The sequence below is a fragment of the Cupriavidus sp. BIC8F genome (assembly GCF_032465815.1).
GTDB lineage: Bacteria > Pseudomonadota > Gammaproteobacteria > Burkholderiales > Burkholderiaceae > Cupriavidus > Cupriavidus necator.
Genome location: NZ_CP136097.1, coordinates 224350 through 247780, shown reverse-complemented (window position 1 = coordinate 247780; position 23431 = coordinate 224350). Strand labels below are relative to the sequence as shown.

16 protein-coding genes and 7 pseudogenes are annotated in these 23431 nt (G+C 60.4%); 11 read left to right on the top strand and 12 right to left on the bottom strand.

All coding sequences use genetic code 11. The features are described from left to right. The first annotated feature begins 51 nt into the window (after positions 1-51). The 4 genes from RS901_RS37685 to RS901_RS37670 all read left to right on the top strand — a co-directional run bounded on the left by RS901_RS37685 (position 52) and on the right by RS901_RS37670 (position 3106). Complete coding sequence (locus tag RS901_RS37685; RefSeq protein WP_316157689.1) at positions 52-816, top strand: HAMP domain-containing protein; 765 nt, start codon at positions 52-54, stop codon at positions 814-816. After that, entirely contained in the window at positions 702-1271 is a 570-nt protein-coding gene (locus tag RS901_RS37680; protein ID WP_410054267.1) for a methyl-accepting chemotaxis protein, read from the top strand. The genes RS901_RS37685 and RS901_RS37680 overlap by 115 nt, the downstream gene beginning before the upstream one ends. A gap of 393 nt (positions 1272-1664) precedes the next feature. Beyond that, positions 1665-1940: a formaldehyde-responsive transcriptional repressor FrmR gene (frmR, locus tag RS901_RS37675; RefSeq protein ID WP_316157687.1), complete on the top strand. Its 276-nt coding sequence runs from the start codon at positions 1665-1667 to the stop codon at positions 1938-1940. 56 nt (positions 1941-1996) lie between these two features. Continuing rightward, positions 1997-3106, top strand: a complete 1110-nt coding sequence (locus RS901_RS37670) for an S-(hydroxymethyl)glutathione dehydrogenase/class III alcohol dehydrogenase (protein ID WP_316157686.1) — start codon at positions 1997-1999, stop codon at positions 3104-3106. A 390-nt stretch (positions 3107-3496) separates the two neighbouring features. Here RS901_RS37670 and RS901_RS37665 read toward each other — a convergent pair. After that, positions 3497-3946: pseudogene (locus RS901_RS37665) on the bottom strand (reverse transcriptase domain-containing protein); the annotation flags it as partial. A 318-nt stretch (positions 3947-4264) separates the two neighbouring features. Here RS901_RS37665 and RS901_RS37660 point away from each other — a divergent pair. From RS901_RS37660 to RS901_RS37650, 3 genes are read left to right on the top strand one after another with little or no spacing between them, the layout of a single operon-like run. Further along, the gene (locus RS901_RS37660; RefSeq protein WP_316157685.1) at positions 4265-4432 is read left to right on the top strand and encodes a hypothetical protein; all 168 of its coding nucleotides are present in this window, start codon (positions 4265-4267) and stop codon (positions 4430-4432) included. Then, positions 4422-5987, top strand: a complete 1566-nt coding sequence (locus RS901_RS37655; RefSeq protein WP_316157684.1) for a recombinase family protein — start codon at positions 4422-4424, stop codon at positions 5985-5987. The genes RS901_RS37660 and RS901_RS37655 overlap by 11 nt, the downstream gene beginning before the upstream one ends. Positions 5988-6035: 48 nt before the next feature. Further along, complete coding sequence (locus tag RS901_RS37650; protein ID WP_316149632.1) at positions 6036-6728, top strand: IS6 family transposase; 693 nt, start codon at positions 6036-6038, stop codon at positions 6726-6728. Between the two features lie 312 nt (positions 6729-7040). Here the strand turns inward: RS901_RS37650 and RS901_RS37645 are convergent. The 3 genes and pseudogenes from RS901_RS37645 to RS901_RS37635 form a co-directional block, all read right to left on the bottom strand. Then, positions 7041-7550, bottom strand: a pseudogene (locus RS901_RS37645) (IS3 family transposase); the annotation flags it as partial. A 239-nt stretch (positions 7551-7789) separates the two neighbouring features. Beyond that, positions 7790-9052 carry an IS110 family transposase gene (locus RS901_RS37640; RefSeq protein ID WP_425476464.1) on the bottom strand — a complete coding sequence of 421 codons (1263 nt, stop codon included), beginning with the start codon at positions 9050-9052 and terminating at the stop codon, positions 7790-7792. A 431-nt stretch (positions 9053-9483) separates the two neighbouring features. Continuing rightward, positions 9484-10023, bottom strand: coding sequence for a group II intron maturase-specific domain-containing protein (locus RS901_RS37635; RefSeq protein WP_316157683.1), 540 nt, complete (start codon positions 10021-10023; stop codon positions 9484-9486). Positions 10024-10161: 138 nt separating this feature from the next. Between RS901_RS37635 and RS901_RS37630 the strand changes: the two are divergent. After that, positions 10162-11489 (top strand): annotated as a pseudogene (locus RS901_RS37630) (IS3 family transposase); the annotation flags it as partial. A 285-nt stretch (positions 11490-11774) separates the two neighbouring features. Here the strand turns inward: RS901_RS37630 and RS901_RS37625 are convergent. After that, a pseudogene (locus RS901_RS37625) lies at positions 11775-12011 on the bottom strand (IS110 family transposase); the annotation flags it as partial. A 485-nt stretch (positions 12012-12496) separates the two neighbouring features. Here RS901_RS37625 and RS901_RS37620 point away from each other — a divergent pair. Continuing rightward, complete coding sequence (locus RS901_RS37620) at positions 12497-12916, top strand: hypothetical protein (RefSeq protein WP_316157682.1); 420 nt, start codon at positions 12497-12499, stop codon at positions 12914-12916. Here the strand turns inward: RS901_RS37620 and RS901_RS37615 are convergent. Next, positions 12895-14160 carry an IS256 family transposase gene (locus tag RS901_RS37615; protein WP_316154236.1) on the bottom strand — a complete coding sequence of 422 codons (1266 nt, stop codon included), beginning with the start codon at positions 14158-14160 and terminating at the stop codon, positions 12895-12897. The two genes, RS901_RS37620 and RS901_RS37615, sit on opposite strands and share 22 nt — an antisense overlap. A gap of 114 nt (positions 14161-14274) precedes the next feature. Next, a complete protein-coding gene (locus tag RS901_RS39015; RefSeq protein WP_410054266.1) occupies positions 14275-15090 on the bottom strand; it encodes a reverse transcriptase domain-containing protein in 816 nt (271 codons plus the stop codon). A gap of 97 nt (positions 15091-15187) precedes the next feature. On the opposite strand from RS901_RS39015, the gene RS901_RS37610 reads away from it, so the two are divergent. Next, positions 15188-16939, top strand: a complete 1752-nt coding sequence (locus RS901_RS37610) for a recombinase family protein (RefSeq protein WP_316157681.1) — start codon at positions 15188-15190, stop codon at positions 16937-16939. Here RS901_RS37610 and RS901_RS37605 read toward each other — a convergent pair. The 5 genes and pseudogenes from RS901_RS37605 to RS901_RS37585 all read right to left on the bottom strand — a co-directional run. After that, positions 16856-17338, bottom strand: a pseudogene (locus RS901_RS37605) (reverse transcriptase domain-containing protein); the annotation flags it as partial. The gene RS901_RS37610 and the pseudogene RS901_RS37605 sit on opposite strands and share 84 nt — an antisense overlap. A gap of 15 nt (positions 17339-17353) precedes the next feature. Continuing rightward, positions 17354-17872, bottom strand: a complete 519-nt coding sequence (locus RS901_RS37600) for an IS630 family transposase (protein ID WP_316155129.1) — start codon at positions 17870-17872, stop codon at positions 17354-17356. Next, a complete protein-coding gene (locus tag RS901_RS37595) occupies positions 17827-18354 on the bottom strand; it encodes a helix-turn-helix domain-containing protein (RefSeq protein ID WP_316155128.1) in 528 nt (175 codons plus the stop codon). The genes RS901_RS37600 and RS901_RS37595 overlap by 46 nt, the downstream gene beginning before the upstream one ends. Before the next feature lie 720 nt (positions 18355-19074). Next, positions 19075-19629, bottom strand: a pseudogene (locus tag RS901_RS37590) (reverse transcriptase domain-containing protein); the annotation flags it as partial. 15 nt (positions 19630-19644) lie between these two features. Then, positions 19645-21197 (bottom strand): annotated as a pseudogene (locus RS901_RS37585) (IS3 family transposase). Positions 21198-21912: 715 nt separating this feature from the next. Between RS901_RS37585 and RS901_RS37580 the strand changes: the two are divergent. After that, a complete protein-coding gene (locus RS901_RS37580; protein WP_316157680.1) occupies positions 21913-23412 on the top strand; it encodes an aldehyde dehydrogenase family protein in 1500 nt (499 codons plus the stop codon). The last annotated feature ends 19 nt before the right edge of the window (positions 23413-23431 follow it).

The window sequence follows — 23431 nt, the reverse complement described above, 5'->3', positions numbered from 1 at the left end:
CGCGCTGGCAGGAAATCTTCAAGGACATCAGACATGAACGCACCCCAACGCATGGTGGACCGGCTCGGCAACGAAGACACGGTGCAGATCGACGCCAAGGACGCCGACGGCAAGACATGGGTGCGCGACATGAATGCCGCGAAGGACGGTGCCATGATCAACAAGGTGGCAGTCGGCAACGGCGCGCCCGCCGAGCGCATCACGGCCTTCGTGACCTATCCCGAATGGCAGTGGCTGATTGCGGGCAGCGTGCCGACGGCGTCGCTGCGCGACGAACTCGAGGCCAGCCGAAACCGCTTCCTGGCCGGCGGCCTGCTGGTTGCGCTGGCCGTGTCCGCAGCGTTCTGGTGGCTGCTGCGTCGCATGGTCAGCCAGCCGCTGGCGCAGGCCGCCGATGCAGCCGGGCGCCTGGCATCGGGCGACCTTACGGCGCGGCTCGATACCCCGCGCAACGATGAAATCGGGCAGCTAATGCGTGCGATCGACGGCGTTGGCCAAGGCTTGACCGAAATCGTCGACAAGGTGTGCGGCAGCGTCAGCGCCATCGCCGGCAGCCGAGCCAGATCGCCAGCGGCAACGCCGACCTGTCCGCGCGAACTGCATCGCAGGCGGGCAGCCTCGAGCGGACCGTGGCGAGCATCGAGGAGCTCTCAGCCACGGTCAAGCAAAACGCCGACAACGCGCACGACGCCAACGCGGCCGTGGTCAGCGCTGCCGATGCGGCGCGCGCCGGCAGTACCACGGTGGGCCGCGTGGTGGCAACGATGGCCGACATCCATCGCAATGCGCAGCAGGTGGTCGACATCATCGGCATGATCGACGGCATCGCGTTCCAGACCAATATCCTGGCGCTCAACGCCGCCGTGGAAGCGGCGCGCGCAGGCGAGCATGGCCGCGGGTTCGCCGTGGTGGCCGGCGAGGTGCGTAGCCTGGCACAGCGCAGCGCGAATGCGGCCGGCGAGATCAAGCATTTGATCGAACGGACCGTGACCGAGCTGAAGACCGGCACCGAAGCCGTGGAACAAGCCGGCGAGGCCATCGACGACATGGTGCGGCGTGTGGAAGGCATCGCCGCACTGATGGGCGATATCAGCGTGGCATCGCTCGAGCAGTTGCAGGGTCTGGCACAGGTGAGCGGTGCCGTGGCCGAGATGGATTCGGTCATGCAGCAGAACGCCGCGCTGGTGGAGGAAGCCGCAGCGGCCGCCGAAAGTCTCTATCACCAGGCGCAGGAACTGCGCCAGGCGGTGGAAGTGTTCCGGCTGGCCTGATGCCCTGAATCAGGCTGCAGGCGCCGTTCCTGTTGGAGGGGACTGCGCCGGGGCCGTCCGGGCCGGTGCCGGCTGCGGTTTCAGGCCCGATACCTGCGGGCATCAGGCCGGTGATGCATGTCTTCGCACCGTAGCCTCGGTACTGCAATCCATCGCTGACGAGCATCAAATGATTGCGGGGCTTTTCCCGCGACACCGCTTGACGGCGGAGGCCCGAGGATCTGCCCTTGGCCGGATGCGAAGCGCCCGTGTCTTCGGTAAGCGCATCGAATAGGAACCGTATTGACGTGGTCAACGGTTCCGCAGCACAAACGGTCGCCCTAACTTTTACGCACTTTCTGATACTATGGGGTAGTATAGTATGATCTCAGTCACCACGAGAGAAGGTATCCGATGCCATACAGTCCCAAGGAGAAGAAACAAGCACTGACGCGCGTTAGACGCATCAGAGGGCAAGCTGCGGCGCTTGAGCAGGCACTTGAAGAAGGTGCTGAATGCGCGGCGGTTCTTCAGCAACTCGCTGCGGTCCGCGGCGCGGTCAACGGTTTGATGGCGGCGGTCCTTGAAAGCTATCTGAGGGAGGAGTTTCCCAACAGTGAGGTTAGGAGTGATTCGCAGAAGAAATCGATTGACGAAACCATCTCTATCGTTCGGTCCTATCTCCGTTAGTCAGCGCCAAGGTGGCGTTCGGTCAGGGGATTTAATTTAGGAAAGGAAACGAAATCATGAAATCACGTGCAGCTGTTGCCTTCGGGCCCGGAAAGCCGCTGGAAATCGTCGAGATCGACGTTGAGCCACCACGTAAAGGCGAGGTTCTCGTAAAGATCACGCACACGGGCGTTTGTCATACCGACGCCTTCACTCTGTCCGGCGATGATCCAGAAGGTGTGTTCCCGGCAGTGCTCGGCCATGAAGGCGCCGGGGTAGTGGTTGAGGTCGGTGAGGGCGTCACCAGCGTCAAGCCGGGGGACCACGTGATCCCGCTCTATACCGCTGAATGCGGCGAGTGCCTCTTCTGCAAGTCCGGCAAAACCAACCTGTGCGTGGCTGTACGCGCCACCCAGGGCAAGGGGCTGATGCCCGACGGAACGACTCGCTTCTCCTACAACGGACAGCCGCTTTTCCACTACATGGGCTGCTCGACCTTCAGCGAATACACCGTGGTCGCCGAGATCTCACTAGCGAAGATCAATCCGCAAGCGAACCACGAGCACGTCTGCCTGCTCGGTTGCGGCGTCACGACCGGCATTGGTGCAGTTCACAACACCGCCAAGGTGCAGCCGGGTGACTCGGTGGCCGTCTTCGGCCTCGGCGGTATCGGTCTCGCCGTGATTCAGGGTGCACGTCAGGCTAAGGCAGGTCGCATCATCGCCATCGATACCAATCCGGCCAAGTTCGACCTGGCCCGTTCGTTCGGTGCAACCGACTGCCTCAACCCCAACGACTATGACAAGCCGATTCAGCAGGTCCTCATCGAAATGACCGAATGGGGTGTCGACCACACCTTCGAGTGCATCGGCAACGTCAACGTCATGCGTTCCGCCCTGGAAGCCGCTCACCGTGGGTGGGGGCAATCGATTGTGATCGGCGTCGCCGGTGCGGGGAAAGAAATCTCCACCCGTCCGTTCCAGCTGGTTACCGGCCGTGTCTGGAAAGGCTCCGCCTTCGGGGGTGTCAAGGGACGTACCCAGCTTCCCGGCATGGTGGAGGACGCAATGAAAGGCGAGATCGATCTCGCCCCCTTCGTCACCCACACCATGGGTCTCGAAGACATCAACAAGGCCTTCGACCTGATGCACGAGGGTAAGTCGATCCGCACGGTTATTCACTACTGAGAACCATCGCATGGCGCGGCGTTAAGCCGTGCCATCCCAAATTAATTCAAAGGGAGAACCATCATGTGTCGATGGTGATGTAAATCTGCACAAATCTGGCGGCGTCAAAGATCGGCGATGTCGCGTGCGCCAACGACTCGATTTGGCACAGGTCTGCCTTGGGGTACCGGGATAAGGATGGGAAGGAAGTTGACGCAGGGCGCGTCGAAGGGAGCCCGAAGGGCGACTGGAGACGCGCCCTGCGTCGCGGCGCGTGTAGACAGTCGTGGTAGAAAGGCGATTGCCGAAGAAACAGGCGCGGCACCGGCCACATAGACCTCGAGTCCAACCGATGTCGCGCCCCACACCGAATCCGGATGTTGGTCCGGAGAGACGCGTGCGCGCCAAGTAGAAGTCAAACGTCTGCGGCCGGCCCAGGCCGGCGCGCTTGCGTTGGCTGGCCGCGTAGCGACCAAACTGCAACACTCGCGTCTTCTGCTCGTTGAGCGACAACCCGAACTGGGCGAATCGCGCCTTCAAGGCCTCCAGGAATCGCGAGGCGTCAGCCTCGGCCTCGAAGCCCACGACGCTATCGTCAGCATAGCGCACGACGATCACGTCACCCTTAGCGTCGCGGCGACGCCATCGATGGAGCCATCAGTCAAAAACGTAGTGCAGGTAGATGTTCGCGAGCAGCGGTGAAATCACCGCCCCCTGTGGCGTACCTACCTGTATTTCCGTCTTCGCCCCGTTCTCGATGACGCCGGCCGCCAGCCACTTGCGGATCAGCCGCAGCAGGCGCTTATCCGCAATTCGGTGCTCAAGAAACCGCATCATCCACCCGTGGTCGACCGTGTCGAAGGAAACCACCACAGACTACCCCTCTCCACCACGTTCCTGAATCCGTTGTCATCACACGATCCGGCCACCCGTTTGAGGGCCGGCGCCTCCAGGTCATCAGCCGACGGCAACGGGCCGGCAGATTGCACCTTCTGCTGACGCTTCCCGACCAATCACGTGGGCTGATTCCCGCCGACTGGACCGATTTCCCTGCCGCCTCCGGCAGCGTTCCCACAGGTACCGGGGCCCCAAGATCCGACGCGCTGGGCTCGATTGCCGACCTGCTCCACGCTCGCCTCATCATTGACGCTTTGCTGCGCCACACGGAACAGGAGAGCAATGATGCAACTGAACCTACCCCTTGCGGATCTGCCGTCCGGCGACGACAGCCTGTGGGAACAACTCGATCCAACGACACGCGAGGCGGTGATCAACGGCCTCGCCCAGGCGATTGCGAAGCTCGTGAGCTACAACAACCCGCTGCCCCGGGAGAACAATGATGATTGACACCTCCAACAAGATCGGCCCCAGCCATTTGCAGCGCACCGCCTTCGTCTACATCCGTCAGTCCAGCGCCAGCCAAGTCGAGCACAATCGCGAATCGACGCAGCGCCAGTACGCGCTCGCACAACGAGCCACCGCCCTCGGTTGGCCCGCGCAGCAGGTCAGCGTGGTCGACGAGGATCTGGGCCTCTCGGGCGCCAGCGCCGCGCACCGTGGCGGGTTCGCCCGCATGACGGCCGAAGTCGCGCTCGGGCACGTCGGCATTATTCTCGGACTGGAGGTCTCCCGCCTGGCGCGCAATAATTCCGACTGGTACCGCCTGCTGGACCTGTGCAGCATGACCGATACGCTCATCGGCGATGCTGACGGCGTGTATAACCCGGCGCTGTTCAACGACCGCCTGTTGCTCGGCCTGAAGGGCACCATGAGCGAAGCCGAACTGCACATCCTACGCGCGCGTCTGGACGGCGGCATCCGCAACAAGGCTGCCCGCGGCGAGTTGCGCCGCGGCCTGCCCACCAGACTGGTGTGGGGTGAGGCCGACGGCGAAGTCAGGCTGCATCCGGATGAAGCCGTCGTCGGTGCGCTGCGCACCGTGTTCGAGCGTTTTAGCGAGCTCGGCTCTGCCCGCCGCGTCTGGCTGTGGTTCCGCGCCGAGAATCTGTCATTCCCGCTGCAGCTCAATCACACCGCGCAGATCCGCTGGGTCGCCCCGACCTATACCGCCATCTACAATGCCCTCACCAATCCGGTTTATGCTGGCGCCTACTGCTACGGCAAGACCCGGCAAGAGCGCTACGTCGATGAACATGGCGTGCTCAAGACCCGATTGCGCCGGCTGCCCCAGTCGCAATGGGCCGTGCTCATCCGGGACCACCACGAAGGATATCTCGATTGGATGACCTATGAAGCCAATCAAATGCGCCTGGGGGCCAATACCAAGCCCCGGCCTCATCAGGTCGGAGGCGCTGTGAGAGAAGGCGCCGCCTTGCTGCAAGGCCTGGCCTGCTGTGGTCACTGCGGTCGGCGACTCAAGACGCACTATCGCGGAACCAATCAGACGCCCGGGTACCATTGCTCCAACAAAGGAATCGAGAATGGCCGCGGCGTCTTCTGCCTCAACGTTGGGGGCCTGCAAATCGATGCCGCCGTTGCGCAGGCCTTTTTGCAAGCCGTGGAGCCGGCCGGCATCGCAGCAGCCGTGCGTGCGGCCGAACACCTCGAGGCCGATCACGACGCGGCGCTTGCACAGTGGCGACTGAACGTTGAACGAGCCCACTACGAGGCACAGCGCGCTGAACGGCGGTACCACGCCGTCGACCCCGAGAACCGCCTGGTGGCACGCGGTCTCGAAGCGCAGTGGGAGCAGCAGTTGCGTGAGCTCGAACAGGCTCAGGCAGAACTTGCTCGGCGTGAACAGCTTCATCCATGCACGCTGAGCACTGAACAGCGCAAGAGTCTGCTTGCTATCGGTAAAGACCTCAAACAGTTGTGGGACGCGCCGACCCTCACACTGCGCGACAGGAAGCAATTGCTTCGCACGGTTCTGTTGCAGTAAGCCTTCGGTAGAATTGCCAAGTGTGAAATTCAGCATGTGTGATCGGCCATGAATCCGGAAATCGCGAAGGTACTGAAACGTCTGCATTACCCGCTGGAGGTGATGCTGACCTGCGTGCGCTGGTACGTGGCCTACCCGCTGAGCCTGCGTCATCTTGAACAGATGATGGCCGAGCGTGGCATCTCGGTGGACCATTCGACTGTGCACCGCTGGGCGTTGAAACTGCTGCCGGCACTGAACAGGATCTTCCGCCGGCACAAGCGCCCGGTGGGCAAGAGTTGGAGAATGGACGAGACCTACATCCTGGTGCGCGGCCAGTGGAAGTACTTGTACCGGGCCGTCGACAAGGCGGGTCACACCATCGACTTCCTGCTGTGTGCCAAGCGCGACAAGGCCGCGGCGCGGCGCTTTTTCGAGCGGGCCATCGCGCAGCACGGTCAGCCCGACACGGTCACGATCGACGGCAGTCCCGCTAACCTGGCGGCACTGCATGACCTCAACGCCGGGCAGGAAACGCCCATCGCCGTTCGGCAAGTCAAATACCTGAACAACGTCGTCGAGCAGGACCACCGGGCCATCAAGCGCCTGACCCGGCCGATGCTGGGGTTCAAGGATTTTCGCTGCGCCCGCATCCTGCTGGGCGGCATCGAGCTGATGCACATGATCGCCAAGGGCCAGATGCAGAGCCCCCAGGGGAGCAATCCGTCCGCTGCTGAGCAGTTCTACTCCCTGGCTGCATAAGCCGCAGCACAGCAGAGGGCGCGTCACACCTCAACCCGCTTACCGCGACAGAACCGGAGAAGTTCTCGGACGCCAAATACTGTGTCGGAGAATGGCACGTCAAGATCAAGCATGACGACACCCTGAGCTTTTTCTGCGACGCCCGGGAAGCACCGCGGCGATAGCCCATCGTCACGCGCACCGTCCTCTCAACTTGGCGCCATCGCCGCGCATCCGCGAATCGAGATCGCCGCCGACCACGCCCCCTCGACGGTATCCGAGTTTCCGCGAAATCGGGAAGGCTCGCTACTACGGGGATTTTCGGGCGGATACGTAATACCGCCCCTTGACCGCCGACGGCAGCCACGTGATGTCCCACGACCAGACCTGGTTCGGCGCCGTCGCACAATGACTGGTCACCACCCGAGCCGAGGGTTGGCGCGCACGACCCCGGTGGTGCTGCTGCGAAACGCTGCGCAGCACACGGTAAAAGCTCGACTCCGACGCGAGGTACACGCCGCGGTCGGCCAGACCCGGCACGATCTGGCTGGGCGGCAGGCTGGCAAACTCCTCACTGATGGCAACCTCAAGAATCTGTTGCCGTTCGGCGTCGCTCAGTTTGTTGCCCGGTTCCGGCCGCACGGTCGTCGTGCGGCGATCGGCCGGCACCGCGTCGCCGTCACCCACCCAGCGCTGGAACGTGCGCAGGCTCAGGCCCAGTTCTTTGCAAGCCTTCTCCAACCGGCAGCCGGACTGCGCTGCCTCGCGGATCAACGATATACATAACAGGCGATCCGGGACGTTGATCAATCGTCCTCTTTGTCTCCCCAGAGTCGAGTAGCCCGGCGGAACTTCCCCGCCAGGCCCTCACAGGTAGGGTCATGCCCTGAGTTGGTCTGTCAAGTTCTTTTGTTTCTTCCGCGTCCGCCCGTGGACAACGACGCTGCCCACAGCGCAAAGCTGTGGACAGCCGCCTGACGGCGGTTCCATCGTTGCCCACCGGCTCCCCGCGAGCTTCGCCTTCGGCCTGACGCGCCGCTGCGCGGCTTGCCCCAATTAGATAAAGCAGCAAGAGCTCCCTCTTATCCGGACAGACCGAGCTTGCCGAGAAGCGACGAACTGCGCTTGCCCAGGGCTTTCAGGTAGACCGTCTCGTTGTACGGTGTGCGCGTCTGCCAGCATCGGTACAGGATGCGGATCCACTTGAATGCAAGTGCTCGCACCGCGACGTGGTGTGAGCTGCCCTTCGCGCGCTGCTGCTGGTAGTAGGTACCCGCCCAGAATGACCGAGGGATGGTCTGGGCAGCCCACTCAACGAAGGTCTGCCGCAGGAATTTCGGACACTGCAGGCGCCAGTGAACCCAGCTCTTCTTCCCGCTCCGCTCAGTCACCGGGGCAATACCCGCGTACTTCTGCAATTCATCTGCACTCCTGAAACGCTCCCGCTGCTCACCGAAAGCAGCAAGCAGGCGCGGGGCAAGCTGAGGGCCAGCACCGGGCAGGGTCTCGAACAGCGCGTAGTCAGGCAGCGTGCATGCTACCCGCGCAATCTCCCGATCGAACTGCACGATCGCAGCCAGCACAGCGCGCAGCTGTGCGACCAGTGCCAGCACGTGCAAGCGGCACGGGCCGATGATGGCCGGGTCGTCAGTCAGCGCCGTCGCGCCGCGGATGGACGCCAGGCGCGCGCTGATCCGCCTTGTGCTGCGGCAGTGGTGAGCATGGAAGAATGTCTCCAACGTCGGCGTGCGCGCCTGCCTGACTGACCGCAGCGTCGGCCAGCGGTCGAGAAAGTCGCAGAACAGCACCGTGCCCCGGTCATCGAACCATTCCAGCGCCTGCGGGTAGTACTGCTTGAGCGTGTCGCACAGCCGGTTGGTCAGCCGGGTCTGGTCGCCAACCAGCTGCCGGCGCCGCTCAACCAGGCTCGTCAGCGAGCGCATCGCAGCACTCTGCGGCCTGAGAGGACTGAAACGCTCCGGATGGCGCACCAGCAGGTCCAGCGCCAGTTCTGCATCGGCTGGATCATCCTTAGCGCCACTGGGCTGGAACGCCTCGCGATACTTGGCCAGGGTCGCCGGGTTGATGGGAAATAGCACGAGGAAGTCATACTTCTGCAGCGCGGCGACGATCGGCCCCTTCGCCAGTTCAAGGGCCACCGCAATCGGGCCGCCGAAGCGGCGGTGCAACGCGTTTGCCCATTCATCGATCGCCTCGACCTGATGCGCAATACAGCCAGACTCGTGTCGGGTGTCGCCCGCCGCTTGCACGCAGATATCGTGCTTTGTGTCGGCCCAGTCGATACCGACCCAGGCCGTGAATGGCTGCTCCATTAGCGGTGACATGTGGACCTCCGCAGTGGTAGATTACGTGAAGGGACGTGCATGCCTGCGTTCAGCGAAGGCGATATAGCAAGCCGGTGCGACGGCGAACCCTGAGTATTCGTTCGAACGCAGGCGCACCCGAGGACTCGAAGCTGACCCTAGAAACGTCAGTACGTTACGAAAACTTATTCGTAGCCCACGGGTGCATGTCCCGCCTTCGCCGGCAGCTACCTGCCGGCTGTGACCAGTATCACCGAATGCGAGACAGCTTCCCTATATCGAGAACTGGCGCGCGCACCGGTAGGCGCCGGTGGTGATTCCACCGCTTTCGCGATGGCCCGCAATCCGGCAAACCATGGTCACGTTTCCAGCTCCCGCCACGTCGAACGCAGCATGCGGTTTGCCCGCACTACGCTCCCCTGCTTGCTTCATGTCAAGATTTATGTGACCTATCATGCCGGGCGCGCTTTCGGTGCGACCGTACGACGAACCCGATAGCTGTTAAACAGCTTCAGTTCCTCATACAACCAACTCCTACTCCACCGCTTCCAGCCGAAACCCCGTCTATTCCGGGATCGCCCCATATGCCGCCTGATCTTCTTTTCCACCCAGTCCTTGACGAAGCCGAAGCACTCGTCGGAGTCCCCAACGGCGAAGTAATTCACCCAGCCCCGCAACACGGGATTGATCAGTTGGACCACCCGATGCACCGGTTGCGACTGGTATCGCCGGAATACCTCCTTGAGCTTGCGCAATAGCGCCGTCCGTTTCTTCAACTTCGGCGTATAGTGCGCTCGCCACACCCGCCTCCTGAAACTGCGAAGTCGACGGAAGTCGAACCCCAGAAAGCCGAAGCTCTCCCCGCAGCTTAGATCGACAGTGCGACTCTTCTCTTCATTGACCTCGACCTGTAGCTTGGCAAACTCTTCCCTCAGTCGCTTGCTCACCGCCCCCAGCAACCACGCATGGCGCGGATGGGCATCGATCAGCACGACCAGATCGTCAGCGAAACGGGCATACTCGACGTAGGTGTACTTACCGTTTCGGGTGGCTTCCTTGGCCCGCTCCCCCCGCGGCAGAATAGATGTCGCCCCGATAGAATCCGAACTTGGGGGCGATGAGGGATGGCAGTGGCTCGATACGGACAAGCGTTTAGGGACCGCGCAGTAGCGCGGTTGTTACCGCCGGAGAGTGCGGCGGTTGAAGTGGTTTCAAGGGAATTGGGCGTGTCAGTGGCGACGCTGGAGCGCTGGCGTGCGGACGCTTTGTCCATGCCCGCTCGCGAGCGGGCATGGACAGCGGCGGCCAGGTTTGAGGCGGTGCTGGCGACGGCTGCGCTGGACGAGGCCAGCAAGAACGCCTGGTGCCGTGAGAACGGTGTATATCCGCAGGAGTTGGAGCAGTGGCGCACTGCCGCCACGCAGGCGCTGGCTGAGCCGGAGGATGCGCGCGCCACCCATCGTGAGACAAAGGCCGATCAGCGCCGCATCAAGGAACTCGAGCGCGAGCTGCGCCGCAAGGAGAAGGCGCTGGCCGAAGCCGCCGCCCTGTTGATACTCTCAAAAAAGCTCGAGGGGATCTTCCCGAAGGACAAGGACGAGGACGCATGATCGGCCTGGAAGATCGCCAAACGATGGTCCGCCATATCGAAACGGCTCACGCAGCCGGTGCTCGCCTGCGCTTGGCCTGCGAGCTAACTGGCATAACCGTGCGCACGCTGCAACGCTGGAAAGCCCACGATGGCTTGGTGGTCGGCGACCGCCGCCCCGGGGCCGAGCGGCCTACGCCCGCGCATGCGCTGAGCATCGAGGAGCGAGAGCGCATTCTGGCTGTGGCCAACGAGCCGCGCTTCGCCGACATGCCGCCGGCGCGCATTGTGCCCATGCTGGCCGATGAGGGGGTGTATCTGGCCAGCGAATCGAGCTTTGGTCGGGTGCTGCGCGCCCATGGGCAGACCCGGCATCGAGGACGCGCCAAGGCACCGCGCCAAAGCCGCCCACCCACCACGCACGTGGCCACGGGGCCGCGCCAACTGTGGTGTTGGGACATGACCTATTTACCGGCCGAGGTCGCCGGGCGCTGGTTTTATCTGTACCTGATCCTGGACGTCTACAGCCGAAAGATCGTGGGCTTCGAGGTCCATGATCGCGACGACGCCGACCACGCGGCGCATCTGGTCAAGCGTACGGCGCTGGCTGAGGGCATCCATGCCATGGCGGCCAAGCCGGTGCTGCATGGCGATAACGGCGCCACGCTCAAGGCCACCACGGTGCTGGCGATGCTGCACTGGCTGGGGGTCAAGCCTTCGTACTCGCGTCCGCGCGTGAGCGACGACAATGCCTTCGTCGAGAGCCTGTTCCGCACGGCCAAGTACAGGCCGGAGTTCCCATCTACAGGCTTTGCCGATTTGGCCACGGCGCGTACGTGGGCGGCCCACTTCGTCCACTGGTACATGTATGGACGCCCCCGGTTTGCCAAGCGCTGCGCGAGGTCGATGGCTAAAAAGTAGATTGCAGCCATGTATCCGGATTTCGTTCGGGCTCATGCCCGCGATCCCTGATGGAATCCGCTGACCGACGCCCCATCAACCACGTGAACTCGGAGTTCGTTGTACCAGTCGGGCTCTGCCGGTCACGGTCTGACCTGTCTTGCCATCAATCTGCGTGTTGCCTGAGCAATCTGTGGGAGTGTGTTATTTGTCTCCGGACTATAGGTTGATCGGATGCACACCACTTAGTCGCAGCTACGCGGGGGCAGTAGCCTTGGCATATGAGAAGTCTGACTTGTACTCTCGGTCACGCGCGAGCAGCGCCCAGACGATTCGTGCGTTCTTGTTCGCCAGAGCGACGGCAGCGACGTTAAGGTTCCGTCGTCCCAGGAGCTTTTGCAACCAGGGATTGCTGCGCTGATCCGGCTTGCTCTGAAACGCCGTCACTGCGGATCGTGCCCCGTGGATGAGCAAGGTTCTCAGATAGGTGTCGGTGTGCCAAGAAGGAAAGCGACAGTTTGTCGCCGTACATGCTGTATCCGTGATGAGGGTAGGCCCCTCGGTTTCGCCGATCAGGCGGTGATACCAAACCACCCAGAGCTGCTTCCGTTAAGAGCGGTTGTGGTGAGCGTCTAGGGAAAAGGCGAGATGAATCTCGTCAGGTAGGCAGGAAGGAGGCGAACGAAAGTGAACCATCGAAGAAGTGTCGATAATTGCAATGATGTCAAAACCGAGGATTCGACATCTCCTCGGGATCAGTCAGACGGCGACCTGGAAGTGGGTCTGACGGCATCCGGCATAGAGATGGCGCGACCTTCCTGCAGGCATGGATACGGAACTTGGGAACCTGTCGTCTCGATGCTAAGGGAGAAACTCAAGCGGAGAACCCGTGAGAGCCAGAGTACCAATGCGAGGCACAGGGGCGGAGTCATGCGTAGTAGCGTTGAAAGGGTTGTAATGACCTCTGGAGCGAAGGCATGACCTTGTCTGGCGAAGATCATAGAACAACCGCGTCGCGGGAGGATTCCAGGGTCGACGCCAAGTCGTTCGAGATACCCAAGCGGTTGATCTGGGAAGCCTGGAAGCGCGTGGCCGCCAATCAAGGAGGGCCGGGCGTGGACAGGGAAAGTATTGAATTATTCCGAAATCGCTTGGCGAGAAATCTATACGCCCTGTGGAATCGAATGAGTTCGGGGAGTTATTTTCCTCAGCCGGTCAAAGAGGTGCTGATTCCGAAGGGGGACGGGTTTCGCCCTCTCGGGGTGCCGACTATCACGGACCGCGTGGCTCAGATGGCGGTAAAGTTAATGGTTGAGCCGAGAATCGATGGAGATATTGTCAAATCTGGTGTACGAGGGCTGATCGTGGCCGGCTGTCAGGCGGCGAGTTTCTGCTGAACCGGCGGATTGTCATGCGCCGGAGTTCCGTCCTTGAAGGGAACGCCCTTCAAGAGCAGTTCGATGTGTTCGGCACCGTTGATGCGGCGCCAGGTTTTCTCGGCTTCCTCGATCAGCTTGAAGGCCAGGCCAAGGAAGGTCGCTCGGGACACGCAATTGCGCGTGCGCGTCGTGCGGTGACGCACGGTCGCGAAGGTTGATTCAATCGCATTGGTCGTGCGGATGTGCTGCCAGTGCTCGGCCGGGAAGTCGTAGAACGTCAGCAGGCTGTCTCGATCTTTGGTGAGCACGCCGGTGGCCTTGGGATACTTGGCGCCGTAGATCGTTACAAAGCGATCGAAGGCGGCATCGGCATCGGCCCTGGTGGCTGCCATCCAAATCGCCTGCAGATCTGCCTTGGCGCGGCCATGCTGGGATTTTGGCAAGGCGTTCAGGACATTGCCCATCTTGTGGAACCAGCAACGCTGGGTACGCGTGGCCGGGAACACCTCTTCCAGGGCAGCCCAGAATCCCATGGCGCCATCGCCGACCGCCGCCAGCGGGCCAGCCTGCAAGCCGCGGGATTTCAGGTCCAGCAGGACTTCCACCCACGATGCCTTCGATTCCCGATAGCCGTCACCGATCGCCACGCGCTCCTTCCTGCCGTCGGGCGTAACGCCGATGATCACCAGCAGGCATTGCCCGTCCGAGCCTTCGCTGCGCAGACCCGTATGGATGCCGTCCACCCACCAATACACATACCGCGCCGCTGACAAATCACGCTGATTCCAACTCGCATGCTCGTCTGCCCACTGCGCCTTCAATCGGCTCACCACGTTGGCCGATAGCCCTTTGGCATCCTCGCCCAGCAGCACCGACAGCGCCTCGCTCATGTCGCCTGTCGAGACTCCCTTCAGGTACAGCCAGGGCAGCGCCGCACTCACCCGCGGCGACTTCCTCACATACGGCGGCACGATCGCCGAGTTGAACTTCACGCCGGAACCGGACCGGTCGCGCACCTTGGGCACCTTCACGGCAATCGGTCCGGCGCCCGTCAGCACCTCCCGCTCCGGGAGGTAGCCATTGCGAACCACGGCGCGCTGCCCGCTCAACGTCTTGACGTTACTGAACTGCTCAAGCAGCTCTGCCAGTTCCACTTCGATCGCCTCCTGGATGACCCGCCGGGCCCCGCGCCTGATCAACTCCTCGAGCCCAAGCCCGATTTCCGATAGACCGACTGCTTCTTTACCCTTATCCTTGCTCATGGTGGTGGACTTTTTTTGTGCTGGTTTCCGATCTCGACAATCAGATTCTCAGCGAAAAGCTCCACCGCCCTCGACTCCGCGCCTCAAATCCCCCGCCGTACACCACTTTCGACTTTAGCTCGCTCGTCGTTTGTGTCCTCTCAGCTTCTTATACTTGTTTCGCGCCCACCCACCAAGCCGTAAGTCTATTCTGATCAAGAACCGTTTTAGCGGCTCCGGATAGAAGGCACCGTAGTAATTCACCCATCCCCGTACCATTGGGTTTATGCGCCGCGCCAGTTCGGGCAGCGTCAATGAGGTACTTCGATTGAGACTCATGCTTCTGATGGCCTGAGACATTCGCGTTAGCGCCTTTTGACTTACCGCAGGTCCGAATCCCGTGAACAAGTTTCCCTCTCGGTCTTGTACCGTCCGAGCGTGAAAGCTGAATCCAAGGAAGTCGAACTTAGTGTGGGTATGTTCCTCTCGGCGTCGTCCATCTTTGCAATAAACCAAGCGTGTCTTCTCCGGGTGTAGCGAAAGCCCACAAGCGGTGAGCCGTTCCCTCAGGACAGACAGGAACTTTTCCGCCTGCTGCTTCGTTTTGCAATGACAGACCACATCGTCGGCATACCGTTCAAACGGCACCTCCGGATGCTCAGTCTGGACCCATCGATCAAACGCATAGTGAAGAAAGAGGTTGGCCAACAACGGACTGATTACGCCACCAACAATAGAGCAAACTGCCGGATAAAATTGGGCCTGCGCATTTCGAGGGAGTGTCTGGCGCCCTGGTCCAGAAGCTGTGCTGACGTCAATGTGGATCTTGTCCTTGAGACGGTCGCTCCCGCTGACAGGCAGGTGCAGCGATGACCCGAAGACGTAAAAAGTGGAGCGTGCGTCTGGCTTTCGAGCCGAACCGCTATGCCCAAGAGCAGTTGCAAAAGGCATACGAGCAGATCAGTCCGATCGAAGCACGCGCGACGGCACAGCCGTCCGCTACGCGGTCTGCAGAGTCCAAGCAAGCGACCATCAAGCGAGGTAGACGATGAGCAAAGCTGCGATGGTTGCGCTCTACGCGCGGGTATCCTCCGAACAGCAAAACAAGCGCGGCACCATTGAAAGCCAGATCGCTGCACTGAAGGAGCGTATTTCAGCTGACGGCGCGCAGATCGTCGACGACATGTGTTTCCTTGACGCTGGCGTGAGCGGTGCGACGCTGATCAGGCCACAATTGGAGCGGCTCAGGGACTGTGCCGCGCTCGGTGCGATCGATCAGCTGTACATCCTGTCACCGGACCGGCTGGCGCGCAAATATGCGCACCAGGCGCTGCTGATGGAAGAGTTCTCAGCCTGCGGTGTCCAGGTGGTGTTCCTCAATCACGCGATCGGTACGACGCCGGAAGAGTCGCTGCTATTGCAGATGCAGGGCATGATCGCAGAATACGAACGGGCAAAGATCGCCGAGCGTCACCGTCGTGGCAAGCTTCACGGCGCAAAACGCGGCAGTGTCAATGTCCTGTCCGGCGCGCCCTACGGCTACCGCTACATTCGCCGGCAACTCGACGGAACGCCGGCCCGGTACGTTATCGAGTTGCCCCAGGCTGCAACGGTCCGGGCGATTTTCCAGTGGGTAGGGATGGACCGCCTGAGCATAGGGGACGTGGTACGCCGTCTCGCCGAGTCGGGTACCGTGACGGCGTCGGGCAAGCCGTACTGGGACCGTAGTGTGGTGTGGGGCATATTGCGCAATCCTGCGTACATGGGGCGAGCCGCGTTCGGCAAGACGCAGTCGCGCGATCACCTGCAGGTCCGCGTGCGTGCACAGCGCCACAGTGCCGACGTGCCCAGAAAGCCGTACTCGACAACACGCACCGAACCGCCGAATTGGATCGAGATCCCAGTACCGGCCATCGTCAGCGAGGCGCTGTTCCAGGCGGCTCAGGAACAGCTTGCCGAGAACCGCAAGCTGGCGCGCCAGAGGCGCGAGAGTGCACCGCTACGCCTGCTGCAAGGGTTGACGGTATGCGGCCAGTGCCATTACGCCTATTACGCAAAGAAGGTGAGCAAGGCTGCGGCTAAGGGGCATCAGCGGGACTACGCCTATTACCGCTGTGTTGGGACCGATGCCTACCGTTTCGGCGGCCACCGCATCTGTGACAATCTGCAGGTACGAACAGACAGGCTCGATGAGCTGGTATGGCAGCAGGTTGTGGAATTGCTCAAGCATCCAGAACGCTTGAAGAGCGAATACGAGCGTCGACTGGATATGATGGAGCGCAACGAGAAGAGTGCCTTCGACACAAGCAACCTAGAAAAGCAGCGGCTTCAGCTAGAAAAGGGCAAGTCCCGGCTGATCGACAGCTATGCGGACGGCATCCTCGATAAGTCCGACTTCGAACCGAAGATGCAGCAGTTGAGGAATCGGCTTGAGCAGATTGACCAGCAGATCCTTGAATCGAGGCAGCAAGGCGCGGTGCAAAGCGAGCTGTTTCTGGTCATTAATCGGCTCGAGGAATTTGCAGGCGCTGTCACCGAAAAACTGGACACGATTGATCTTGAGACGAAGCGCAGAATCGTATTGGGTCTGGTCAAGCGCGTCGAAATCCACAAGGATGAAATCGTCGTTGTGTTCAGGGTTGACCCACAGCCTGGGGCTTTTGACAGCGAAAATTCGAATGATTCAGACGACGGAGTGAAAAGTATGCAACGTTGTAAGCGGCGTAATCACCCCGCCTTGCGGAGTACCTCGATCCCGACCAACCAACTCCCCGGTTTGCTTCTGTACCGGACTCTCTAGCCAGCGTCTAATGTAGAGCCGTGCCCATGGCTCCGTGACGTGCTTTTCTACCGCACGCCACAGAAGCCCGTGGTCGATTGTGTCAAAGAAGGATTTCAAGTCAATATCGACTACCCAGTCGTAGCGCCAACAGTTTCTTCTCGCTTGCGCCACAGCTTGCTTCGCCGACTTGTTAGGACGATAACCGAACGATGATGAATGAAATATCGCATCGATTCTCGGCTCAACCATTAACTTTACCGCCATCTGAGCCACGCGGTCCGTGATAGTCGGCACCCCGAGAGGGCGAAACCCGTCCCCCTTCGGAATCAGCACCTCTTTGACCGGCTGAGGAAAATAACTCCCCGAACTCATTCGATTCCACAGGGCGTATAGATTTCTCGCCAAGCGATTTCGGAATAATTCAATAAGCGTTCAACAAAAAGTCAATCTGTAGTCTGTACCGAATCCCTGAAGGATTACGTCGACATCAGCTTCTAGGGTTTTGGCGTCGCGGGCCTTGAAGGCCAGCCACTCGTATTTCATCTTGTGCCAAAGCTTCTCAATGCGATTGAGCTCCGGGCTGTACGGTGGCAGGAAGTACAACGTCAAACCTTTCCTTCGTAGCAGCCAGAGATAAGGCCGAAGTGCGCGTGCCGTGTGGACCGAGGCATTGTCGAGAATCACGGTCAGCGGCTTGCCGACGTGTTCGACCAGTAGGCCGAGGAATCCAACGAACAGCATCGAGGTCATCGTCTCCCACAACTTCACTGCAAACAGTCCTCCTGAGGAAAGCAGTGCTCCGACCACGTTCAGGCGCTTACCGCGCCGGGCTTCAATCATGTGCTGCTGCCCGACTGGTGTCCAAGCACTTCGATTCGGCTGCGCTTGCGCGAAGCCAGCTTCGTCTACGTAGGCGAGCTCGATTTCGCCACGCTTAGCTTGCTCGACCAACTCCCCGATTTCAGATTGGGCTTGTCGGAATCGCTGCTCATCCCGCTTTTTTTTAAACTATGCCGGGTTCGCTTCCATACCAGCCCCGCTCGCTTGAGAGCTGCTGTCAGCGTATTGCGATGAACCCGAACCCCGAACTTCTCTTCGAGTCGTGAGAGCAGTTCCGGAACAGTCAGCGCTTCCTGCGTCGCCCATGCCTTCAACTGTTCAACGTGCTCCGTCGACAGCTTGGATGGGGCACCGCTGCGCGGCGCGTCTGACAGCGCTGCCATGCCTTTTTCCAACCAACGATAGCGCCTCTCGTATACCGCCTCCAACGTCAACTCCTGTCGCTTGGCTATCTCCTTGGCAGGCACGCCATCGCTAAACATCAGAATTGTCCGCGACCTGTCTCGTGTTCTTCCATCACGGCGGCTTCTCGCCAGTGCTTCAAGCTCAGTACGTTGTTCCTTCGTCAGTTTCAGCGGCTTCAATACGGACATCGTCTATGTCGCAGTTCTTATTTGATTCGATATTATAGAGGTATTTCTTGTGAACCGCTTACTTTCCCTGTCCACGCCCGGCCCTCCTTGATTGGCGGCCACGCGCTTCCAGGCTTCCCAGATCAACCGCTTGGGTATCTCGAACGACTTGGCGTCGACCCTGGAATCCTCCCGCGACGCGGTTGTTCTATGATCTTCGCCAGACAAGGTCATGCCTTCGCTCCAGAGGTCATTACAACCCTTTCAACGCTACTACGCATGACTCCGCCCCTGTGCCTCGCATTGGTACTCTGGCTCTCACGGGTTCTCCGCTTGAGTTTCTCCCTTAGCATCGAGACGACAGGTTCCCAAGTTCCGTATCCATGCCTGCAGGACGGTCGCGCCATCTCTATGCCGGATGCCGTCAGACCCACTTCCAGGTCGCCGTCTGACTGATCCCGAGGAGATGTCGAATCCTCGGTTTTGACATCATTGCAATTATCGACACTTCTTCGATGGTTCACTTTCGTTCGCCTCCTTCCTGCCTACCTGACGAGATTCATCTCGCCTTTTCCCTAGACGCTCACCACAACCGCTCTTAACGGAAGCAGCTCTGGGTGGTTTGGTATCACCGCCTGATCGGCGAAACCGAGGGGCCTACCCTCATCACGGATACAGCATGTACGGCGACAAACTGTCGCTTTCCTTCTTGGCACACCGACATCTACCTTGACGCGCGCCGCGCTCCAGCATCCGATCCACCTCGGTGAGATAGAGGTTACTGAGCAGTGGCGAAATCACCCCGCCTTGCGGAACGCCTTGTTTGCCCGATGCCGTCAGCATCAGCTTCAGCAGTTGCATGACGTCCCCATCATTGACCCGACGCGCTACCTTCTCCAGCAGCAGATGATGCCGCACGGTGTCAAAGTAGGCGCGTAAATCCAGGTCTATGACATGGGTCTTGCACTGAACAATTGCCGTGGCCACCCGATGCACCGCTTCATGCGCGGTGCGCTTCGGACGATAACCGTACGACCCCGGTTGGAAGTCTGCCTCGAAGATCGGCTCCAGTATGAGTTTGAGCGCGCCTTGGACCACCCTGTCCCGGATAGCAGGTATCGAAAGAACGCGGGATTTCCCCCCATCCTTCGGTATTTCCCGCCGCCGTGCCGGTAGTGGCCGGTAGGTACGTTCAACCAGTTCGCCCCGTATCTGCTCGAGGAACGCCTCCACGCCTTGCGCCTCGATGACCTCGAACGTTACCCCGTCAATGCCCGGCGCGGCGGTTGTCAAGATAGTTGACGCGTCACTTCATGCGGACTGCTTTAGTTCTTGCGGCTGCATCCGTTCCGGATTGAGCCAGACTTCATTCTCCAGCTCCCAATTGCGCGTCGATCGAGACCAACGCTGCGGATTGCGCGCCTTGGCCTCCGCGTACACGGCCTTGCGCTGCGCAAGCACAGCAGCGGCTACACCGTTGTGGCGCTGCGCCGGCGTGACGAATTTCAGGCCGCTGTGTTTGTGCTCGTGGTTGTACCAACGCACGAACTGCTGCGTCCAGGCACGGGCCTCATCGACACTGCCGAACGGCCTGCGTGGGTAGTTGGGCCGGTACTTGCAGGTGCGGAACAGCGACTCGGCGTACGGGTTGTCGTTGCTCACGCGCGGCCGGCTGAACGACGCCGCCACTCCCAGGTTTTCCAGGGTGGCGAGCATCGTCGCGCCTTTCATCGGGCTGCCGTTATCCGAGTGCAGCACCAGCGGACGTCCCGCCAGGCTCTCGGCCAGACTGGCACGCCGCATCAGCAGTGCGGCCAGTTCCGCCGATTCCGCCTCATGCACTTCGTGACCGACAATTTTGCGGCTGAACACGTCCAGCATCATGTACCAGTAGTAATACCGCCCCTTGACCGCCGACGGCAGCCACGTGATGTCCCACGACCAGACCTGGTTCGGCGCCGTCGCACAATGACTGGTCACCACCCGAGCCGAGGGTTGGCGCGCACGACCCCGGTGGTGCTGCTGCGAAACGCTGCGCAGCACACGGTAAAAGCTCGACTCCGACGCGAGGTACACGCCGCGGTCGGCCAGACCCGGCACGATCTGGCTGGGCGGCAGGCTGGCAAACTCCTCACTGATGGCAACCTCAAGAATCTGTTGCCGTTCGGCGTCGCTCAGTTTGTTGCCCGGTTCCGGCCGCACGGTCGTCGTGCGGCGATCGGCCGGCACCGCGTCGCCGTCACCCACCCAGCGCTGGAACGTGCGCAGGCTCAGGCCCAGTTCTTTGCAAGCCTTCTCCAACCGGCAGCCGGACTGCGCTGCCTCGCGGATCAACGATATACATAACAGGCGATCCGGGACGTTGATCAATCGTCCTCTTTGTCTCCCCAGATCGCCTGGGCTTTTTTTCTCAGAATCAGCAGCGCAGCCGCTTCCGCCAGCGCTTTCTCCTTGCGCTGTAATTCCTTCTCGAGCTGGTGGATGCGTTTCCTGTCGTCTTTCGACTGATGCCGCTGCTCCCGCGCCTGCTCCGCAGCGTTCGCATTGGCTGCCAGACAGGCGGCCCGCCAGGCGGCGATCTGTTCGGGATAAAGACCCTTGCGCCGGCAGTACTCGGCCAGCTCCGCTGCATTGAGCGGGGCGGTTTCCAGCACTACCGCAAACTTGTCTTCCGAAGACCATCCTTCGGGATTCTTCCCATCGCCCGGCACGACCAGCCCCTTTCCTTTCGCCTGTCGGCGCCACGTGTACAACGTCTGCTCGGTAATCCCCGTTTCCCTGGCCAGCGCTGAAACCAGCACGTTTTCTGGCGGCATCATGCGGCGCACCAGCGCTTCTCTTCTCTCTGCTGAGTAGGCTTTCATTTACCCTGATTTTACCGCCCCCGGACCTCGTCTCTAAGAATCAGGTGACGTGACATCTATCCTGACGCCGGGGGAACTGGTGGCCGATGCGTATCCTGGTCGAGTAAGTCAGTACACTTACCTCATCTTTCTCAACGACGGATACGAGGGCGGGCGGACGCAGTTTCTGGTAAGCAGATCGAACCCCTGCAGGCCAGCCAAGGATGGAAACGATGTAAGTGTGGTGTCAGTAAGTACACCGAAGGGTGCCGTGCTGTGCTTCCCGCACGGCTTTCATCCGCTTCACTGCATGCATTCTAGCGAGCCGATTCGTTCAGGTGTGAAGTACGTCATCCGGACGGATATTCTCTTCTAAGGATCGCATGCAGGTGCTGTCCGCTGTGACTGCTGGCGCCTTGCGAGTTGGCTCGCTCAGATGGGATTCACTCGTTGATGGCTACCGACACGATGCCAACGCATGAGCTTCGCGAGGGGGGGAAGGAAGGCGAAGGGACGGTGGTGTCTTTCGGGTGAGCCTGGGGCTCCGAAGATGAGGCCAGGAAGGTGTCGCAATGATGCTCCTATGGGGAGCAAGCAGCAAAGTCGTTAAATTTATATATTGACATATCGCGATATGCAAATTACATTGGAGGTACGGCGCATCGGTGGTGGGCGCTAAATCCCGAGTCGATACGGCGTTTCGTCGGTGACTCTCTCTAACCTCTTGGAGTACATAGTGCAAAGCCTGAAAGACATCTCTTCGAGCTACGTTCCGGACAGTAGCTATGGATTGTTCATCGACAACCAGTGGGTTGAAGGTGGGAGCGGCGAAACTATCGAAAGCATTAATCCTGCCAACGGTGAGTTTCTTACCCACATTCCGAACGCATCTGCAGAAGATGTGGATCGGGCCGTAAAGGCAGCCACTCGTGCCTTCCGCACGTGGCGTACAACTACAGCGATTGAGCGTTCTAACGCGCTGTTGAAGATCGCCGATTTGCTCGAGGCAGATGCTGAGCGTTTCGCCACGCTGGAGACGCTCGATGTCGGCAAGCCCATCCGAGAAACCCGTGCGATTGATGTGCCGCTGGCTATTGATCATTTCCGGTACTTCGCTGGTGTGATCCGCAGCCATTCTGACGAGGCAGTCATGCTTGATGAGAAGACACTTAGCATCGTGCTGAGTGAGCCTCTCGGGGTCGTAGGGCAAGTCATTCCATGGAACTTCCCACTTCTGATGGCAGCTTGGAAGATTGCTCCCGCAATCGCGATGGGCAACACGGTGGTCATCAAGCCTTCAGAAATGACGCCCGTCACCATCCTTGAATTGGCCAAGATCTTTGCCCAGGTTCTACCCCCCGGTGTTGTGAATATCGTGACTGGTACGGGCGTTTCTGCTGGTCAGCCGCTTCTGGACCACCCTGGTATTCGCAAACTGGCTTTCACCGGCTCGACCCGGATTGGTGAGGTCGTTGCTGCCGCAGCGGCCAAGAAGATCATCCCTGCTACTCTGGAGCTAGGTGGCAAGTCTGCCAACATCGTGTTTCCCGACGCAAACTGGGACAAAGCTGTGGAAGGAGCGGCACTCGCGATTCTCTGGAACCAGGGCCAGGTGTGCGAATCTGGAGCGCGGCTGTTTGTTCATGAGTCGATTTATGAGCGGTTCCTTGGGGAGTTGAAGGAGAAGTTCCAGGCAGTGCGTGTCGGCGACCCCTTGTCTTCGGAGACTCAAATGGGTGCCCAGGTAAGCAAGACACAGATGGAACGAATTCTCGGCTACATCGACATCGCGCAGACTGAAGGTGCTCGGGTACTTACTGGCGGCGGTCGCCTCGTCGGCGGTGACTATGACGCTGGATACTTCATTGAGCCGACCATTCTGGTAGACGTGCGCAACGACATGCGCGTTGCATATGAAGAGATCTTTGGCCCGGTTCTTTGCGTAATCCCCTTCAAGGATGAGGCAGAAGTCATCGCGATGGCGAACGACTCCGAGTACGGCCTCGCCGGCGGCATTTGGACTCAGGACATTAACCGTGCTCTGCGGGTCGCCCGTGCGGTAGAGACCGGCCGCATGTGGGTAAATACCTACCACGATATTCCCGCCCACGCTCCCTTCGGCGGTTACAAGAAATCCGGCCTGGGGCGCGAGACTCACAAGTCCATGCTGGAAGCATACAGCCAGAAGAAGAACATCCTAGTGAGCCTGAACGAGGCCACGCTTGGTCTGTTCTGAACATGGGTTTTGTTCAAAC

What these genes read in the sequence shown, in the direction of transcription:
- RS901_RS37655 (WP_316157684.1), top strand. Translation starts at nt 4,422, where the DNA reads ATGATGATTGACACCTCCAACAAGATCGGCCCCAGCCATTTGCAGCGC.
- RS901_RS37615 (WP_316154236.1), bottom strand. Translation starts at nt 14,160, where the DNA reads ATGAGCAAGGATAAGGGTAAAGAAGCAGTCGGTCTATCGGAAATCGGG.
- RS901_RS37620 (WP_316157682.1), top strand. Translation starts at nt 12,497, where the DNA reads ATGACCTTGTCTGGCGAAGATCATAGAACAACCGCGTCGCGGGAGGAT.
- RS901_RS37660 (WP_316157685.1), top strand. Translation starts at nt 4,265, where the DNA reads ATGATGCAACTGAACCTACCCCTTGCGGATCTGCCGTCCGGCGACGAC.
- RS901_RS39015 (WP_410054266.1), bottom strand. Translation starts at nt 15,090, where the DNA reads ATGCCTTTTGCAACTGCTCTTGGGCATAGCGGTTCGGCTCGAAAGCCA.
- RS901_RS37670 (WP_316157686.1), top strand. Translation starts at nt 1,997, where the DNA reads ATGAAATCACGTGCAGCTGTTGCCTTCGGGCCCGGAAAGCCGCTGGAA.
- RS901_RS37595 (WP_316155128.1), bottom strand. Translation starts at nt 18,354, where the DNA reads ATGTCCGTATTGAAGCCGCTGAAACTGACGAAGGAACAACGTACTGAG.
- RS901_RS37610 (WP_316157681.1), top strand. Translation starts at nt 15,188, where the DNA reads ATGAGCAAAGCTGCGATGGTTGCGCTCTACGCGCGGGTATCCTCCGAA.
- RS901_RS37650 (WP_316149632.1), top strand. Translation starts at nt 6,036, where the DNA reads ATGAATCCGGAAATCGCGAAGGTACTGAAACGTCTGCATTACCCGCTG.
- frmR (WP_316157687.1), top strand. Translation starts at nt 1,665, where the DNA reads ATGCCATACAGTCCCAAGGAGAAGAAACAAGCACTGACGCGCGTTAGA.
- RS901_RS37685 (WP_316157689.1), top strand. Translation starts at nt 52, where the DNA reads ATGGTGGACCGGCTCGGCAACGAAGACACGGTGCAGATCGACGCCAAG.
- RS901_RS37640 (WP_425476464.1), bottom strand. Translation starts at nt 9,052, where the DNA reads ATGTCACCGCTAATGGAGCAGCCATTCACGGCCTGGGTCGGTATCGAC.